15 protein-coding genes are annotated in these 17,394 nt (G+C 41.8%); all 15 read right to left on the bottom strand.

Annotated elements, in window-relative coordinates:
* Nucleotides 1-30 precede the first annotated feature (30 nt).
* The 15 genes from VE009_RS14920 to VE009_RS14850 all read right to left on the bottom strand — a co-directional run bounded on the left by VE009_RS14920 (nt 31) and on the right by VE009_RS14850 (nt 17,373).
* Nucleotides 31-684 (bottom strand): YdcF family protein, encoded by a 654-nt coding sequence (locus tag VE009_RS14920; protein ID WP_325008919.1) that lies wholly within the window; start codon nt 682-684, stop codon nt 31-33.
* A 251-nt stretch (nt 685-935) separates the two neighbouring features.
* Entirely contained in the window at nt 936-1,823 is an 888-nt protein-coding gene (galU, locus tag VE009_RS14915) for a UTP--glucose-1-phosphate uridylyltransferase GalU (RefSeq protein WP_325008917.1), read from the bottom strand.
* A gap of 13 nt (nt 1,824-1,836) precedes the next feature.
* On the bottom strand, nt 1,837-3,216 hold the full coding sequence (locus VE009_RS14910) for a sugar phosphate nucleotidyltransferase (RefSeq protein WP_325008916.1): 1,380 nt from the start codon (nt 3,214-3,216) through the stop codon (nt 1,837-1,839).
* Nucleotides 3,213-4,724 carry a lipopolysaccharide biosynthesis protein RfbH gene (gene rfbH, locus VE009_RS14905; RefSeq protein ID WP_325008914.1) on the bottom strand — a complete coding sequence of 504 codons (1,512 nt, stop codon included), beginning with the start codon at nt 4,722-4,724 and terminating at the stop codon, nt 3,213-3,215. The genes VE009_RS14910 and rfbH overlap by 4 nt, the downstream gene beginning before the upstream one ends.
* Nucleotides 4,725-5,792: a glycosyltransferase gene (locus tag VE009_RS14900; protein ID WP_325008912.1), complete on the bottom strand. Its 1,068-nt coding sequence runs from the start codon at nt 5,790-5,792 to the stop codon at nt 4,725-4,727. It abuts the gene before it with no gap.
* A gap of 1,092 nt (nt 5,793-6,884) precedes the next feature.
* Complete coding sequence (locus VE009_RS14895) at nt 6,885-8,048, bottom strand: glycosyltransferase family 4 protein (protein ID WP_325008911.1); 1,164 nt, start codon at nt 8,046-8,048, stop codon at nt 6,885-6,887.
* Nucleotides 8,049-8,072: 24 nt separating this feature from the next.
* Entirely contained in the window at nt 8,073-8,993 is a 921-nt protein-coding gene (locus VE009_RS14890) for a glycosyltransferase (RefSeq protein WP_325008909.1), read from the bottom strand.
* Between the two features lies 1 nt (nt 8,994).
* Nucleotides 8,995-10,008 (bottom strand): glycosyltransferase family 2 protein, encoded by a 1,014-nt coding sequence (locus VE009_RS14885; protein ID WP_325008907.1) that lies wholly within the window; start codon nt 10,006-10,008, stop codon nt 8,995-8,997.
* A complete protein-coding gene (locus tag VE009_RS14880; RefSeq protein WP_325008905.1) occupies nt 9,992-11,527 on the bottom strand; it encodes a lipopolysaccharide biosynthesis protein in 1,536 nt (511 codons plus the stop codon). The genes VE009_RS14885 and VE009_RS14880 overlap by 17 nt, the downstream gene beginning before the upstream one ends.
* Nucleotides 11,524-12,438: an NAD-dependent epimerase/dehydratase family protein gene (locus VE009_RS14875; RefSeq protein ID WP_325008903.1), complete on the bottom strand. Its 915-nt coding sequence runs from the start codon at nt 12,436-12,438 to the stop codon at nt 11,524-11,526. The genes VE009_RS14880 and VE009_RS14875 overlap by 4 nt, the downstream gene beginning before the upstream one ends.
* A 15-nt stretch (nt 12,439-12,453) precedes the next feature.
* Nucleotides 12,454-12,999: a dTDP-4-dehydrorhamnose 3,5-epimerase gene (rfbC, locus tag VE009_RS14870; protein WP_325008901.1), complete on the bottom strand. Its 546-nt coding sequence runs from the start codon at nt 12,997-12,999 to the stop codon at nt 12,454-12,456.
* A complete protein-coding gene (rfbG, locus tag VE009_RS14865; RefSeq protein WP_325008899.1) occupies nt 12,992-14,074 on the bottom strand; it encodes a CDP-glucose 4,6-dehydratase in 1,083 nt (360 codons plus the stop codon). The genes rfbC and rfbG overlap by 8 nt, the downstream gene beginning before the upstream one ends.
* Nucleotides 14,071-14,871, bottom strand: a complete 801-nt coding sequence (rfbF, locus tag VE009_RS14860) for a glucose-1-phosphate cytidylyltransferase (RefSeq protein ID WP_325008897.1) — start codon at nt 14,869-14,871, stop codon at nt 14,071-14,073. Before rfbF ends, rfbG begins: the two co-directional genes overlap by 4 nt.
* An 18-nt stretch (nt 14,872-14,889) precedes the next feature.
* The gene (locus VE009_RS14855) at nt 14,890-16,344 is read right to left on the bottom strand and encodes a sugar transferase (protein ID WP_325008895.1); all 1,455 of its coding nucleotides are present in this window, start codon (nt 16,342-16,344) and stop codon (nt 14,890-14,892) included.
* 15 nt (nt 16,345-16,359) lie between these two features.
* Entirely contained in the window at nt 16,360-17,373 is a 1,014-nt protein-coding gene (locus tag VE009_RS14850) for a Wzz/FepE/Etk N-terminal domain-containing protein (protein WP_325008893.1), read from the bottom strand.
* Between the last annotated feature and the right edge of the window lie 21 nt (nt 17,374-17,394).

The following is a 17,394-nucleotide window of genomic DNA, read 5'->3' as shown; positions in this document are numbered from 1 at the left end:
GAAAATGGATAGACGGATAAACCTGCTGCATCAGAATAAGTATCTTGCCCAGTAAGTTAGCAATTTCGCCCACTCTGTCAGTACGACCTGCTGCTTCTCGCCGTCTTTCCACCATTCGTTGAAGTCGCTGCGGTCGTCGGGCGTTCCGCAAACATTAACATGGATGCCGCTCCCTTCGAACAGCTTATTAAAGATAAACTCGGACCGCTTCGCGTGCCAATCGGACGTTACCACGATGGCGGACGTCATCCCGTGCCGTTCCATCAGTTCTCTCGTAAACAACGCATTCTCATAAGTGCTGCGGGACCGATTCTCCTGGATGATGTCCTCCTCCGGCACGCCCTCCAGCACCGCCAAATCGTACATCTCCTTGATCGCCGTCGTCCGCCAAGACATCTTCGTCCCGTCGGACAGCATCACCTTCGGCGCGACCCCCTGCTTGTACAACTCCGCACCCTTCCGCGTACGCTCGCCGTCCATCTCGCCGCCGAGGACGATGATGACGTCGGAGCGAGCGGGATCTGAGCAGTTGATCTTTAGAACGTTTCCTGCCGATTTGAGTATTGGCGCATAAGATGTGTATAGACAAATCAAAAGAAGCGGGATAACAAGGAGGAAACGATAATGCCAACTAGACTTAACTAATATGATAATCAACACCTTCGTTACTGCAAAATATTTCATTGGAACACTACTAAAATAAAAAGGCGCCGATTCGAGTATAATTCGAGTTCGACGCATCAAGTTGGTTAAAAGCAACACAACCATAACAGCCATAGGATTCCTGCCCACATCCAAGTGCCCAGCAACAGTCCAAAAAAAATCCCCTGCCAAACTTTCCGGTCGGCATCGGGAATGTCACTATTTTTCATAAGTAATCACCCCATACTAATATATGCGAGTAGTATGGGGAAATTACGTAGTAAACTCAGTAACTATACTTTCTTAACCAATTTTTTCTCCAATACTTCCTGCAAGTAATTTACAACCTCTGTGCCCAAATCTTCTCGTCCTAATGCGAAATCAATCGTGGCTTTTACGAAACCAAATTTATCACCTACATCGTAACGTTCACCTTCGAACCGGTAAGCCAGCACCTGCCGTGTCTTCGCCAATACGTTTAGCGCATCCGTAAGTTGAATCTCATCGCCAGCTCCGGGTTCTAACCGCTCCAGAATATCGAATATATCAGGCGTTAAGATATAACGTCCCATTATTGCTATATTAGATGGCGCCTCTTCTTTTTTAGGTTTCTCTACCAGAGAGTTTACCTTATAGAGATCAGTACTGTAACGTTGATCAGGCGCAATGATGCCATACTTCGACGCCTCCGATGACGCAACCTCTTTCACGCCTAACACGGTACCCTCGTATTCTTCGTAAACATCTGCTAATTGTTTTAAACATGGTGTATCGGAAACCACAATATCGTCACCAAGCAATACCGCAAATGGTTCATTGCCGATAAATTTCCTTGCGCACCATATCGCATGCCCCAAACCTTTAGGCTCTTTTTGGCGAATGTAATGGATATTAACCATTTCCGTGATTGCCCGAAGTTCGTTAACGACTTTTGTATTTCCTTTTTTCAGAAGAGCCAACTCCAATTCAACGGAATAATCGAAGTGGTCTTCAATTGCGCGCTTTCCTCTACCGGTAACAATTATGATATCCTGAATTCCGGAACGGAGTGCCTCTTCAACAATGTACTGAATAGTCGGTTTATCTACCAACGGAAGCATTTCTTTCGGCTGCGCCTTTGTCGCCGGCAAAAACCTTGTGCCCAACCCAGCCGCTGGAATAATAGCTTTTGTTACCCTCAAAGCACTCCCCCGCTTATTTAATAATAAGTGCATCTTCCCAAGAATACGTGAGTCTGTGGACATCTTCCTCGGAAATCGTCCCGTACTGTATTTCTATGAATTCAAGCGTTGTCTCTGCCCGTATCGAATGCTTGCACTTATTTGGAATTTTGACGACGTCGCCCGGAAGAACCTTTCTCGCTTTACCGTCAATAACGACCTCACCTTTGCCAGAGATAATTGTCCACGTTTCGGTACGATGGTTATGGAATTGGTAGCTTAGATTTTTTCCCTCGTGTAATGTCACTCTTCTTGTTAAAATCTCTTTTGATTCTTTCTGCGTATAATCCAATATCCTGTAATATCCCCACCGTCTCTCCATATGCATAGGGAGGTTGTCGTAAGTTGAAACGATATCTTTTATAAAAGGACTATGGTTTTTATCGCAGACAAGGATTCCGTCCGGGCTTGCGGCAATAACTGCATTGGAGGTTCCCAAGACGGTAATCGGGATATCTAATTCATTTATCACGTGTGTATTCTCGGAGGTATTGTCTAAAAATGCATTCCCGATCACCAAGCTGTCCATCTCTTCCGTGAGAGTGTTCCAAGTACCCAAGTCTTTCCAGTACCCATCGTAACTAACCATTACAATACTATTTTCTTTCTCCACGACTTCATAATCAAAGCTGATTTTGGGCAGGCGTCGATATTCGCGGTATAGAAAATCGTACTCAACGGGTAAACCTTTGTTAGTTAATATTTTAAACAAGTAGTTTAAACGGAATGCGAATACTCCGCAATTCCACTTAGCATTTTGCTCTATCAGAACTTCCGCTTCACTTATAGTCGGCTTTTCTTTAAAATGACTTACTTTCGCGAAATGATTTAGATTTACGGTTCCTTCCTGCGGCACAATGTACCCATATTTAGTTGAAGGATATGTCGGTCGTACTCCTAATAAGGCGAGGTTCGATCCGCTTTCTTGCAGCACGTTTCCAAGCAATTTAATCCTCTCAAAAAAACCTGACTCGACATAAGGATCCACCGGCAAAACAATAACGACATCATCCGGTCTCGCTCTTTTTTTCGAATACAAATAGGTTGCACTAAGAGCGATTGCGGGGAAAGTATCTCTTCTTTCCGGCTCAATGATAAGAGATTGCACGTTCCCCAGTTGGTTCTCCAGTAGTTCGCTTTGCGCTTTGCTTGTCGTTATTGTGGTTTGGTCGGCAAATCCGGCAAGAGTAATCTGTCTCCAGACCCTCTGTACCATAGATTCCATCCCATTTTCGGGATTTTTCAACACTTTCAAAAACTGTTTTGAGCGGGAGTCATTTGAGAGGGGCCAAAGCCGTTTGCCCGAACCCCCGGACAACAAAACTAAATGCATGTTTTGAGTTGCCGGATTCATAACTTCGCCTTGTTTACAGATTCAATTATTTTTTCCGCCATGTGGTCAATCATATCATCGTTCAAACCCGGATAAACACCGACCAAGAAGGTATCGTTCATAATTTTGTCTGTATTCGTTAAATGAGACGCCTGTCTATATTCGACGCCTTCAAATGCAGGCTGTTTTATTAAATTTCCGGCAAAGAGCATTCTCGTTTGCACATTAGATGCTTCTAGCATTTGAGTGATTTTGTTTCTAGAATACATATTCCCGTCGCGCACCGTCATAATAAACCCAAACCAGCTTGGCTCAGTGTTTGTCGTTGCTTCCGGCAGTATAACAATGTCCTCCAAAACACTAAGCTTCTCTTTCAAACGGTTGAAATTATGAATCCGTCTTTCAACGAATTCCGGCAGTTTCTTTAGTTGCTCCAATCCTATTGCTGCCTGCATATCCGTTACTTTTAAGTTATATCCTAAATGCGAATAAGTATATTTGTGATCGTACCCGTGCGGCAACTGGCCTAACTGCCAACCGAAACGTTTGTTGCATGTATTGTCACATCCAGATGGGCACCAACAATCCCTTCCCCAGTCTCTGAATGATTCGATCGCCATTTTCAAAATGGGATCATTAGTATATACAGCCCCACCTTCTCCCATCGTAATATGATGTGGTGGGTAAAAGCTGGATGTGCCGATATGCCCGAAGGTCCCCGTTAATTTTCCGTCGTATTTAGAGCCAAGTGCGTCACAGTTATCCTCGACAACCCAAAGTTTGTACTTTTCGGCGATTTCCATAACAGCTTTAAGATTAAACGGGTTGCCCATTGTATGAGCAATCATAATTGCTTTGGTCTTAGGTGAAATTGCCTGCTCAATTTCATTCACGCTGATATTGTAAGTCGCCAAATCTACATCAACAAAAACCGGAATCAGCTTATTTTGTACAATTGGTGCAACAGTCGTAGGAAACCCTGCAGCAACCGTAATCACTTCATCCCCCGGGCGCAGTCTGCGTTCACCAAGTTTTGGCGATGTCAAAGCAGACATTGCCAACAAGTTCGCCGATGAACCGGAATTCGTTAATAATGCATATCTAACTCCTAAAAACCTTGCAAATTCTTGCTCGAACTTTTTACTGAATCTCCCTGATGTAAGCCAAAAATCCAACGAGGCGTCGGCGAGCGCGACCATTTCTTTCTCGTCATACACTTTTCCTGCATAGTTTATATGAGAACTTCCGGGGACAAAATCAGGACGCTGATGAAATAGGTTGTAAAATTGCTTCACTTTGTTGAAAATTTCTTCCCGTTTTGCCTTGTTAAGATGTTGTTGCGTTAATTGCCCTGCTTGTGTAAAACCACCGATTTGCTTCAGCTCTTCATGTGTCCACTCCATTTCATCGTGGAAACTGTATTCACTTTCTGGATTTTCCGTCACCCGAATTGTTTTCAAGCTTGCCTTAAGCACTTCGACAACAACAAACAATTCTCCCTTTATCTTCAACAGATCTCCCTGTTTCATTTACCGCACTCCATTCGTATATAATCTAAGTATTTCCTCATTCATTCTTTCCAATGTAAATTTCTTTTGAAATAAGCTATAACCCTTATCCCCCATCTGAATTAAAGTATCCTTACTTATATTCGACAGCAAATCGGCAACTTCCGACTTGTTGTTGATATCAAAAATGTAGCCATTAACCCCATGCTCCACGAGTTCCGGCAACGCGCCTCGATTGCTGGCAAGTACCGCTCTTTTATTCCGCATTGCTTCAATAGCAACCAGGCCAAAGCCTTCCCAGCGAGACGGGATAATGACGGCGTCGCACCTTATATAATACTCGTCAATTCGATCATTTTCTACCCAACCGATGTGTACCACGTTTTTGGGGAAATCTATCTTTTGATCTTTAAGAACGCTATCCCCTACAACAAATAATTTAATGTGCCCCATTGGATACTCACGGAAAATATCAAGAAGTATATCGAGTCCTTTCTGGCGGTCTAGTCGCCCGACGAATAATAACCGTATCTCCTTCCCCGGTTCCAGTCCATTCCTATCCATCTTCACAGGACATTCTTTAGTTCCGTTATACACGAGCACGTTTTTGGAACTAGGCAATTTTCTGGCTAAAGCTTGATCTAATTCAAACTTCGATATGTTAATAATAATGTCTGTTTTAACGGATAAGATTCTTTCGATTAAAGAATAGATCCATTTACGAACCGATCCTGTTTCCATTAAAAAAGACCATCCATGAGGACAGTATATCAATTTATACGATCCTTTTTTTTTAATTAATAACATTGCCCTAACCATGAATCCCGCAAAACTGCTATGAACATGGATCACATCGGGTCGAATTTTGCGGATTACCTTGTGAATTTGTAATGCCCCCCGAATGAGATCGCCAACACTCCTTCTATATTGGTACCGATGTAATTTTTCAGGAGGTATGTTCGGAAACTCTTCACTGTTGTCTGATACCATTAAGTGAACATCATGGTTTTGCAGTTGACAGTCGATGACACCTCTTAAGTACGTTGCCACCCCACCTTTGGCATATTCGCCGATATGCAGTATTCTCATAGTCGCGTAAGCTCCTAGCCCTATTTGAAAGTAATTTTCTTGCCGAAAACGGTCCCCTTATAATCCTTAGCAAATTGATAAAACAGAATATATAAGAATGGAAATATAAATATTTTATGCCTAAAATAAGATCCGAAATCGGGTTCGAAAACAGCTTGGCTTATTGTAAACGCAAGAACACCAATCGCGGAAATATAAGTGATATTATATTTACGTTTCACGATATAAAGGAAGACTAAGTATGTCGTCATGAGCTGGAAAAATACGAATGGGAGGTACTCAGGCGAACTTAATAGCAGCTCAAACGGAAACAGCAATCTAAATAGCTCCGTACCTCTGTTCAGCATAAATCCAATGTATTGGTCATCAGGAAAGTAATAGTGTATCCACGTGTTCGTAATATCTATTATAGTTGACGGTCTTGCATAATAAATGATTGAGAAAAAGCTTTTATCAAATACAAGCAAAACTCCTAAGCATCCAAGGAAATATACCAGTAATATTTTTGGATAGCTTTTTCTGAAGAACCAATGCGTTAAAAATAAAATCACGAAAATTAGATAATAAAATCTCCCATAAACAGAATAAATGCAAATTAATAAGCTGTAGATTAGTAATACGGTTTGAATAGGTATATTCCTTGTTTCGTTTCTGACAACCTTCAACACAAACAGAAACGTTATGAAGTACGGAATGACTTCTTTGTTAGGCACGCCGTAATACGGGGCATAGATAACAATCATCATGAACAACGTGAAAATGCCGATAACATTCCACTTCATCGGCTTCGACAAAAACGTAACCGTAAATGTAGCTAAGAACAAGAAAATAAAGACCGTATTGACCAGCATGAAATCCAAGTCATATCTTAGCGAATATTGCTCCACATCCGCACCCAATAGTTCCAAAAATGCTAAAATCGGTGACAACAGAAATTTTGTAGATGGGTAAGACCCTACCCCGATCCCAATGGCGGACGGGCTATGAATAATCGAGTAACTATCAATATAAAATTTTCCATGCAATATATGCGGCACAAGGTAAGCAAATCCAATACTTCCGCAATATAAAATAAAAAGCCATAACAGTGAGTTAATCTGCTTGGGTTCGAGCTGCGAGTTCTTTAACATATAGGTATATTTCCTCCGTTATATGACTCCAATCAAACCTTTTGATTGTTTCATCAACGAATGATTCCGTTCCTCTTAGATTATCTTGCAGTTCTTTAATTTTTATTGCCAAGTCTTCTACGGTATTGCTCTCTGACACGTAAAAGTATTTAAATACACCCTGGATTTCCTTCATACCGCCTTGTGGGGTTACTAATACGGGCAATTCCATAGCCAATGCTTCGAGATTAACCAAACCGAAGCCCTCTAGATCGATGGACGGTACCAAGAAAAGGTCCGCGGCGCAAAAATATAGATGCAACTGATCCTGAGGGATATAGCCAAGAAACACGCAATCGATTCCTGATGTTGCCGCCTTCTCCTTTAAAACTGTTTCGTAAGGACCCTTGCCGCCAACCATAAATATTATATTATCATTTGGGATTCTTGAAATAGCTTCAATGCCATTCTGTATTCCCATCCTATATTCTAATCTTCTAAGTGAAAAGATTACAAATTTATTTTCTGGTATTTTGAGGATCTTTCGGGCATTGGCTTTGTCCATCCTCCTCTGAAATTCAGCAACATTGACACCTCCTGGAATTATTTTGGAGGTTTTATTCAATACTCTTTTATTTGTATTCGCCAGTTGATGTTTCATGTAATTACTCAAGAAAAGGAAAGAATCGACTGAATTCGCATAAAAATATTCTAACAATCTCATTACCGGAACTAACGAATATTTAAAATAGGATTTATTCCCCTTGAATTTTAATAAAGCCTCTTTGTACCACGGCCCATGGTAAATGCCGAGCGTGGTGTACGTTTTCCTGTGGTTAAAGAGACGTACAGCAAGATAATATAGAAACCATGATATAATGGAATGGAAGATAATAACGTCGTAATGATTTGACTTCAAGACCGTCTCTAAACTTTTAGCGGATTTTAACAAGTTTTTCTTTTCAAGATCTCTGTATATGGTAATACCAGGGAAAAAGGCATCATTCGTTCGTTTCTCCGGATAACCCGTAAAAATACTTACGTTATTCCCTAGTTTGGTCAAGTGGTTTGTTGTTTCAAATGCGTAGGTGCAGGAACCACCTGATTCATCGGGGTATAGCTTGTCGGTAACGACAAGTATATCCATGTGGAAACCCTCCTCTTATACTTGTCACGTACCTGTCTTCCCACGAAACAATTCATTCATTGCAGCAAATTGACTTGTTAGCCTGCAATTATTTAACAAAGTGTGCCCGTCCCCTTTTAGTTTGAGAAACGGTTTCTCAGCGATCAGAAGGAGAATTTTAGTGATGGTGACGGCAAACAGAGCGAACCGTCGGAAAATGGTCATTGCCCCCATCGCCTTAGAAACCCCCTCCGCCTTGTATCGCCTGATTAACCAATCTTTAGAAAGCCTATCTTTTGCTACAAAATGCCTAACCTTCATTTTAGGAAAATAATATATAATTCCCTTGTCTCTACGTATTAAGGAAAATAGATACGACTCCTCACCCGATAACAACGACTTCCCTTTCCTACCTAAATTTTCTGGAAACTTATGTTGGTGGAACACTTCGCACCTAAAGGCCATGTTAGCCCCTAGCGGGTGGAGCAAGTTTGGAAACGGACCCTGTGTATCTCCTAAATCCAAGCAGGAGTATAAAGGTTCCAGTTGGGGCAACAGCCATGAAGGCCTTTCCCCATCGAACTCCAATTCTATGATTCCGCCAAGCGCCATGATCTTATCATTTACCTGGAATCCCTCAAGAATGCTTTTACACCAATGTTTTTCCGGAAAAGCGTCATCGTCTAAAAATGCAATAATGGGTGCTTGCGCACGCTTGACTCCAGTATTCCTAGCAATGGAAAGGCCTTGCTTAATCTCCAATACATAAATCATCCGCTGAAAGCGAGGTACGAACTTCTCGACGATTTGCCGCGTATGATCCGTTGAATTATTATCAACAATAATCACTTCAGTAAGGTTGATCCCGTTAACTCCTAACAAATACGTTAGCGTTCTTTCAAGGACGTCTGCCCTGTTATACGTGCATATTACGATTGAGATTTCCGGTTCGTTCCTTTCACTCACCTCAAGCACTCCTTAAGTTTATAACATTTCTTACAACACCTTTAAATTGTCGGCCTAATCTGTTGTTCAATATAAAGCGCAGCGCCAACTCCGGCAATCCCAGCAAGAATAAGTCCTTGCGCCCAAAAACCCGAACATATTTTTGGTTGAAGGAACTTAGGTTTTCCAGCCAATTCCCCGATTGAATGCGTTCCAAAGAACTTAAAATATACCGTTTTTTTGCGTACCTGAAACCAAGTTTCGTTAACCAAGGGATATATTCGGCTTTATCCATCTTTGATAAGATCAGTGATACCATCTTCAAATCCCAATCTAATCTTGTCGAAGCACTAAAAGTCGAATTGGTTTCGCTTGAGAGGTGCACTCGGTAATAGGATTTGGCATTCGGAACAAACAGCGTTTTCGCATTAATTAATAACAAATTCCTGGAAATCGCATCCGGTGCATATAAATTATCACTTGTGAAGCCTCCGATGGCCTTCAATTGTTCCGTTTCAAAAAGCGTAGAACATAGTTGAACATTTCGGTTTTCACGGAACCAACCCGCAAGAAACTGCCAACCTAATTCGGGTTCTGTAATACTTTCATTCTTTCGACTGTATAATTGCATCCCGTGAGTATCAACTGTTATGACATTCCCATATATTACTGAAATGTCTTCCTTCTCCTCCACTCGGAGCCTATTAATAGCCGATATACATTCCTCGATAAATTTCGCGTCCAGAAAATCGTCGTCGGATAACAGAAGGAAATAAACACCGGAACTCTTGCTAAGGCAGAAATTCCAATTCTCCACCATAGAGAGCCTTTTTTCATGGTGGAAGACCGCTACCCTCGGGTCTCTTATTAAATCAAGAAATTCCCGTGTTTCATCCGTAGATTGGTTATTAGAAACAATGACTTCAATATTGGTGTAGGTCTGGCTTAAGATGCTCTCGAGCGCTTCTCTAAGATAGGCGCAACGGTTCAATGTAGGGACAGCAACACTGATCAACATATTATCGGTTGGTGCCATAAACAAGCCTCCATTTTGTAAACACCGCTTTTATTGCGTCTTTATCCTTCTCGTTCAGCAGTAAAATGTATGTTAGAGCCACAGATACCGCAATGCAGCAGAGGAACGAAATTACAATCGACAAAATAGAGGGAAGTCCTTGAGTTACTAATTGTAATCCTACCGCCACGCATAACCCGATTATGGAATAAATCGTTAACGGTAACCCTGTACTCAATATATATTTACGTATAGACATCTTGAAAAAACGTAACGTTTTATATGGTGCGTACCAATTATTCGTTAAAATTTGGGCTAGAAAAATTGCTAAGGCAACGCCCCAAAGGTCATAATGCTTTACAAGAACAGTTGCTAAGATAACATTAAAAATTCCCGCAAAAATGGCAACCCAGTGGAAAATAACTTTACCGCAAGCCATTATGACTGTAGCGTGTATGACATGATGAACTTCCAATGTAAGCATAAGTAGCAGAGTCCATAAGACTAGTTCCCCGGCGAAATTCTCTTCCCCAAGCCAAATACCGACGATCCCCCTACCGAACACCGCGATGAATGAAACTAAGGAGATCATTAAAGCCATACCCAACTTTACATTTCGCGTGAACAATTGCTTTACATCCTCAATTTTTCCGGCAGCAAAAGCATTTGAAACGAAAGGGGTCGAAGTATTAATGATCATGATGGACAGTGTCGATAGTGTTGTTACAATTTTAACTACAGCCTCATATGACGGAATTTTTTCTGTTCCAAGATTTATGGAAATAATGACATTTCCTGTATTCAAAATTAATAAAGCCCCTAAACTCGTAATTGCCCATTTTAAACTGGGCATTACAATTTTTTTAAGGAGCTCCTTCGAGTATCTTCCTTGTACTTCCCGAAGAAATGGATATCTCCGATATAACACTATTCTTCCAATTACTCTTGCCAACGAATTTTGCAACGTCCAGGCAAAAGCCAGGCCCAACAAGTCAAACCCTAAGTACAATAAAACGATGCTCAAGATTAACCCAATGATTTGAGTAACTGAGCGGATCACTCGTTCCTCGGCAACATTGCCGAGACCGTACAAAGCTGAAAAATTCGCATTTCCCCAAAGGTTAAAGGAAGCGCCCAGCATGAAGACGAACCAAGCCCACCAAACGCCCTCATGACCGATTGCATGGAAATACCCCTCCCCGGCAAACAAACCAACTACAAAAACGATTAAGGCAATGATTTGAAACATCCGTAAATTTGTTTGGATTAAGTCGGCAATTTGTGTTTGTTTTTCCGGTTCCGAAACGTTTGCTGTTCCGCGAATAAAACTAATTTCCCTACTTATAGTGGGACTTATCCCCAAATCAAAAAAGGATATATATAATCCAAACGTTAGAAACAAAAACCAAACTCCGCCGAGACTATCAGGCAAAAATTCGACAACCAACCGAATTTGAACCAAGGACACAAAGATTTGGATGAGGGTTAACCCGCCACCGCTAAGGATGCCGAATGCGATTTTCTTTGCTATGGGACTCATATCTTGCTATTCGATCTGACCGCTTGTTCAAGCAATCTAATCCCTTTCTCAAGGCTTACTTTGGGTGTCCAGCCAGGTAATGTTGGTCCATTACTCCAGGGAAACATTACTTCGCGCGAGCGGTACTGTCTCCCGCCCCAATTAATATTTAAATCTCTTCCAGTTAGCTCAGAATATATAGATACTAGTTTTCTTAGAGAAACTACTTCATTAGAAGCTACAGCAAAGTGTGAATTATTCCCTATCGCTTGTTCTATCAATAACCGACCGGCTAATATGAAAGCGTCGACTACATCATCGATGTAAACGACGTTAATAAGTTGTTCCCCCGGTGACATATCCAATCTTTGTCCACTCATTGAGACATGGTGCAACAAATGAAACAATTTCTTTCTCGGATCATCGGGCCCGTAAGTATCAAATAATTTTAGTGTTGTAGCCCTAACCCCTCTAGCCTCAACATAGTATGTTAAAATACTTTCAAACGCCTGTTTGGTTGCAGCATACAAATTTACTGGGTTGTAATCTTCGCCCTTAAAATGCTGCCACGCTGTTCCTGTGTTCACGATATAATTGGTACCCGATACCGCCATTGCCTCAAGGATTTGCGCGGAAAAAGCGACATTACTACCAATTAATGGCAAGACCTGTTCCGAAGTATGTTCGGAAATAAATAACGAGGCTAGATGGAACACAAGTTCTGGTTGAAATTGCTTGAACATTTCGGATAGGTGGTTCGTTTCACCGCTAAACACATGAAAGTTGACTTTGTTTTCGACGGACTTCAGTAAGTGTAGTTCCGAAGAGGGCCTAACTATTACATGAACTTGACAATCTAAATCTACCAAACGTTTCACCAGATGGGATCCGACAAAACCAGTTCCACCCGTCACCACTACGTTGTTAAACATATCCGCAATCCCCTATTAAAATGTAAATGGACTTTCGAAGTCCACCAGACTCGGAAAAGATTTGTCTCGATCCGAAATGATCGGTCGATCAACCCCCCAAGGGATCCCAATGGAATTCCAATGAATTCCTCCATCATGCTCTGGTGAATAGACTGACGTCACTTTGTACAATAAAATCGCGGATTCGCTTAAAGTAAGGAATCCATGTGCTAACCCGCTCGGGATGTAGATCATATTCGCCTTAGCCTCATTAAGTTCAAACATTTGAAATTGACCATAGGTCGGTGAACCGACCCTAAGGTCGACGACAACGTCCAATACTTCTCCTGATACGCAGTAGACTATTTTTTTATGGTCCATCGGCGGAATCTGGAAATGGAGCCCGCGGATCACGTTCTTGTGTGACACAGAATAGTACTCTTCCTGTGATTGGAAATCAAGTCCCAAAGTTGAGAATGCAATGCTATGAAATGTTTTTATGAATTTCCCCCGTTGGTCCGATAGGACGCGGGGGATCATTTCGTAGCAACCGTCAAAGATCGTCTTTTTAAGTTCAAACATATGTTTTCGTCCTCGTATACTCTGCAATTTGTTCCATGGATATCTTCCTCATGTCTTCCCCATCCCGATATGCATATACCCATTTGAGTATTTGACTAAGCGCCTCATCGAGACTCCAAGCCGGATGCCATCCCAAAACTGTTTTAGCTTTAGAGCAATCCAACTTTAAGAAATTAGCTTCATGTGGATGTGGGTTGTTATCAACATTATAACCAGCTGAATCGGGCCATTTTTCACACAATTTCCGCACAATCCACTCGACCGGTTTGGCGTCATCGTCGTTCGGACCGAAATTCCAACCTTCCGCATATTTGCCGTTACCCTCGAATAGCTTTTCAGCAAGCAATAGGTAACCGCTGAGCGGTTCCAAAACATGCTGCCAAGGCCTAATAGCGCTTGGATTTCTAATAACGATTTTTTCGCCATTTAACAGTGAACGAACACAATCAGGTATCAGCCTGTCCGTAGCCCAATCTCCCCCGCCGATCACGTTACCCGCTCTTGCGGATGCCAGCGCAACCCCGTGTTCTTCATATTTGCTTGGATTAAAATAAGAACTCCTATATGCGGACGTCACCAATTCAGAGCAGGCTTTACTGTTCGAATAAGGGTCGTAGCCACCCATGGGTTCGTTTTCACGGTATCCCCAAACCCATTCCTTATTCTCGTAACATTTATCCGTCGTCACATTCACAACCGCTTTAACGTTCCGGCAACTTCTGACGGCTTCTAGAAGATGAACTGTCCCCATAACATTCGTAGCATAAGTCTCTACGGGTAAGAGGTACGACTCCCTGACCAGGGGTTGTGCCGCCATATGAATGACGATATCCGGATCGGCTTCCATCATCGCTTTCTTCAAAAACGGTCCATCCGTGATATCTCCGATTACAGAATAAATCAACTCGTCTACCCTTGCCAATTCAAATAAATTCGGTTTTGATGGGGGTTGCAACGCATAACCGGTAACCTTCGCGCCAAGACTATGCAACCAAAGGCATAACCAAGCGCCTTTGAAGCCAGTATGCCCAGTAAGAAAAACTTTTTTCCCTGACCAGAACGCATTATTAATCATACATTCACCGTTTTACCCTTTTCTCCCCATACTTTCCACGGGCTCTTTTTGCTTTGCCACAAGGATTCCAGAAGAGTTTTGTCCCGTAATGTGTCCATAGGTTGCCAGAAGCCTTGGTGTTTATAGGCGACTAATTCTCCGTCTCTGGCCAAATTTTCAAGAGGCTCTTTCTCAAAAATGGTACTGTCTCCATCAATGTAATTAAACACCTCAGGCTCTAGAACAAAATATCCCGCATTAATCCAAGCTCCGTCACCCTTCGGCTTTTCTTGAAAACCCAACACTTGGCTGCTTCCATCCAGATCTAGCGCTCCAAATCTTCCGCCAGGTTGCGTCGAAGTAACAGTTGCTAACTTACCATGGGTTTTATGATATCTGACTAAATCAGTTATATTGACGTCAGCCACTCCATCCCCGTATGTCATCATAAACGTTTCGTTTCCGATGTAAGGCTGGACCCTTTTGACGCGCCCACCCGTCATTGTATCCATACCGGTGTCGACCAATGTTACCCGCCAAGGCTCGGCGGAATGGTTATGGATTATGCGATCGTTATTATTCCTAAAGTCAAAGGTTACATCGGATTCATGTAAAAAATAATGAGCAAAATATTCCTTAATATAATACCCTTTGTACCCTAAACAAATCACAAAATCGTTAAAACCATAATGGGAATATGATTTCATAATATGCCATAGAATCGGCTTTCCACCGATTTCGATCATCGGTTTGGGTTTCAAATGCGATTCTTCGCTAATCCTTGTACCAAAACCACCCGCTAATATTACAACCTTCACAATGTGCACCCCCGAGTATTAGTAAGCCCCTTTGCTAAAAAGAACTACAGGTACTGTTCTAAGTAATATTTTAAGATCCAACCCAAAGCTCCAATGCTGGATGTAGTAAATGTCCAAAGACACCCATTCTTCAAAGCTCAAATCGCTTCGACCGCTGACTTGCCACAGCCCTGTGATCCCTGGAAGTAAATCGAGTCGTCTCCACTGATGATCGCTGTACTGCTCCACTTCCTGGGGAAGCGGTGGTCTGGGCCCGATCAAGCTCATACTCCCAAACAAAACATTAAAAAGTTGAGGTAACTCGTCGAGGGAATACTTTCTAATAAAATGCCCGACACGCGTAACCCTAGGATCGCTTTTGATTTTAAACACCGGACCGTCGGCTTCATTCTGACTTACCAACTTCGCTTTCAGTTCTTCCGCGTCTACGACCATAGACCGAAATTTATACATCTGGAAAGGCACCCCATGTTGTCCAATCCTCTTTTGCTTAAAAATTACGGGGCCCTTCGAATCTAGCTTTATTAACAACGCAATAACGCTAAATACGGGCAAACACAATATAATCCCGATCAACGAAACAATAATATCGAACAGACGTTTACCATAAAATTTCATTCCCCGAAGGGGACTTTTGTAAAACTCCATATAAGGGAATGCATCGTTCTTTTCGTAGTTAACAGTACCAGGCAGATAGTCATACATTTCGGGAATCACTTTAATTTGTACATCGTATTTTCTAATTCTCATCAGCAGATCATGAATGACCTTCTTTTCTGATGGAATAGTGATGTACACTTCATGGACACCCCTGTCCCACAACTGCTGCTCTAAATCATCCAAGGTCCCTATAATGCAATCCCCTTCTTTGTGGTCGTCGAGCATTCCTACTAAGTTGTATCCCATGTTTTTCCGGCCCAGCAAGAAAGCTTTCACTTGCTCCCCTATCCTGCCGGCGCCAACAATAAGGACGTTACGGACGTACCTTTCGTTTTTCGATAACTTCGCGAGAATTAGAGCTTTAGCTGATCGAAAAACTGTCGCGATGAAAATCATGATAAAGAAATAGATAAGCAAATGCAGCCTTGAATATACAACGCTAGTTTGAAGAATAAACATAAGTCCAATTGCAAACATGTATGATAAGAACGCACTCTTGATTATTAAAAACAGTTCATCAATCAGACTTCGTTGACGTTCCAACCGGAAAATCCCTTTATCAATCAAAAGGGCTATAAAACAAACATGTATTACCACAAATAAAAACAGATATTCAGCCAAGAAAAACAACTCCTGGGGTCCGTTTGGAAACTGCGCTATAACCCTCCAGTAGTATAGCCAATAAAACCCGCCCGCATAGAGAATAAACTCTATGCAAGTCAATACAACATTAATAATAGATAGTAAGGCTGCCGAACGTTTTTTACTGCGCGCTAAAGATTCTAATAAACTAAAGTCTACTTGTGTTTGCATGCGAATTCCCTTTCCCTAACCAGAGAATGTATTGGTTGCCGCATCTGCAAAGTTTGAATCACGTTTAAACAGTGCAATCAGCAATACGATTAGGACGGCTAAACCGAAGGATAGGATAAGCCCCAAAGCGACGACAACCGATTTTTTAGGGCTTATTGCTTCAAGATTTTCTTGCGAAGGAATAATAAATATTGCGTTATTCTTGTTGGAATAATTGCCATAACCAACGGCTTCGGAAGAGCGTTGTTGCGATTGCAACTCGGCTATTTTCTGTTCGTCCGTCGTAATCTTGCTTTGGAGATATTCCTTTTCCGTTTCCAACTTGGTAATTAATATGGAAGTTTCGGCCTGCTTTCCTTTAAGCGCCGTATATACCGGGTTGATTTCCTCGTCCGAATACTCTATACCACCTACGGCAGAGGCCGAGCGTTCGGTTTCATCCATACTGACATCTAGCAGGAAGTTTTCGTCAGTCAAAGATTTTTTGGTCACTAAAACTTTTTCAGTCGTCTCCAGCTCTTTGTTGATCTGATCAAGTTCCATTAGAGCAACTGTAAGTTCATCCTCAACTTCCCTTAACCTCTTTTTGTTTAAAATAGTCGAGTCTAACATGGACGAAATTTGAATGATTGTCGCCATCTCGTTAGCCAAGCTGTTTGCCACGTTTGATACTATTTTTTTCGATGTACCGGTAACTTTCAAAGTAACGGAAGCACCATCCGCGCTTGGTGACACTTGGATATTATCCTTCAAGCCGTTAAGAGTATATCCCTCCTTGTCTAGTTCCAAAGAGACCATCAGTTTATTTAGGATGAAATTACTCTTCACTTGTTCGGCAATCGCACTATAGTTTCTTTTTACATCTTCAATCTCATTTACCATCACCAGCGTCTCTGTTTCATAAGTTTCTGGAAGCACAAAAGCCAACAAAACAGACGTCGACAATCCAACAAATGTTACTGTTGCAATAATTTTCCTCTTCAACCAAAGTAAAGTGATGAATGCCTTCAGGTTGATTTCGTCTTGCATCGATAATCTCCTCCGATTTCC

It is taken from the genome of Paenibacillus sp., from assembly GCF_035645195.1.
GTDB lineage: Bacteria > Bacillota > Bacilli > Paenibacillales > YIM-B00363 > Paenibacillus_AE.
The sequence above is the reverse complement of the archived record's forward strand: the minus strand, read 5'-3'. Positions and strand labels throughout refer to the sequence as shown.

Excerpts from the sequence above, each read along its gene's own strand:
- VE009_RS14920 (WP_325008919.1), bottom strand. The coding sequence starts at position 684 with ATGAAATATTTTGCAGTAACGAAGGTGTTGATTATCATATTAGTTAAG.
- VE009_RS14910 (WP_325008916.1), bottom strand. The coding sequence starts at position 3,216 with ATGAATCCGGCAACTCAAAACATGCATTTAGTTTTGTTGTCCGGGGGT.
- rfbH (WP_325008914.1), bottom strand. The coding sequence starts at position 4,724 with ATGAAACAGGGAGATCTGTTGAAGATAAAGGGAGAATTGTTTGTTGTT.
- VE009_RS14900 (WP_325008912.1), bottom strand. The coding sequence starts at position 5,792 with ATGAGAATACTGCATATCGGCGAATATGCCAAAGGTGGGGTGGCAACG.
- VE009_RS14895 (WP_325008911.1), bottom strand. The coding sequence starts at position 8,048 with ATGGATATACTTGTCGTTACCGACAAGCTATACCCCGATGAATCAGGT.
- VE009_RS14885 (WP_325008907.1), bottom strand. The coding sequence starts at position 10,008 with ATGGCACCAACCGATAATATGTTGATCAGTGTTGCTGTCCCTACATTG.
- VE009_RS14880 (WP_325008905.1), bottom strand. The coding sequence starts at position 11,527 with ATGAGTCCCATAGCAAAGAAAATCGCATTCGGCATCCTTAGCGGTGGC.
- VE009_RS14875 (WP_325008903.1), bottom strand. The coding sequence starts at position 12,438 with ATGTTTAACAACGTAGTGGTGACGGGTGGAACTGGTTTTGTCGGATCC.
- rfbC (WP_325008901.1), bottom strand. The coding sequence starts at position 12,999 with ATGTTTGAACTTAAAAAGACGATCTTTGACGGTTGCTACGAAATGATC.
- rfbG (WP_325008899.1), bottom strand. The coding sequence starts at position 14,074 with ATGATTAATAATGCGTTCTGGTCAGGGAAAAAAGTTTTTCTTACTGGG.
- VE009_RS14855 (WP_325008895.1), bottom strand. The coding sequence starts at position 16,344 with ATGCAAACACAAGTAGACTTTAGTTTATTAGAATCTTTAGCGCGCAGT.
- VE009_RS14850 (WP_325008893.1), bottom strand. The coding sequence starts at position 17,373 with ATGCAAGACGAAATCAACCTGAAGGCATTCATCACTTTACTTTGGTTG.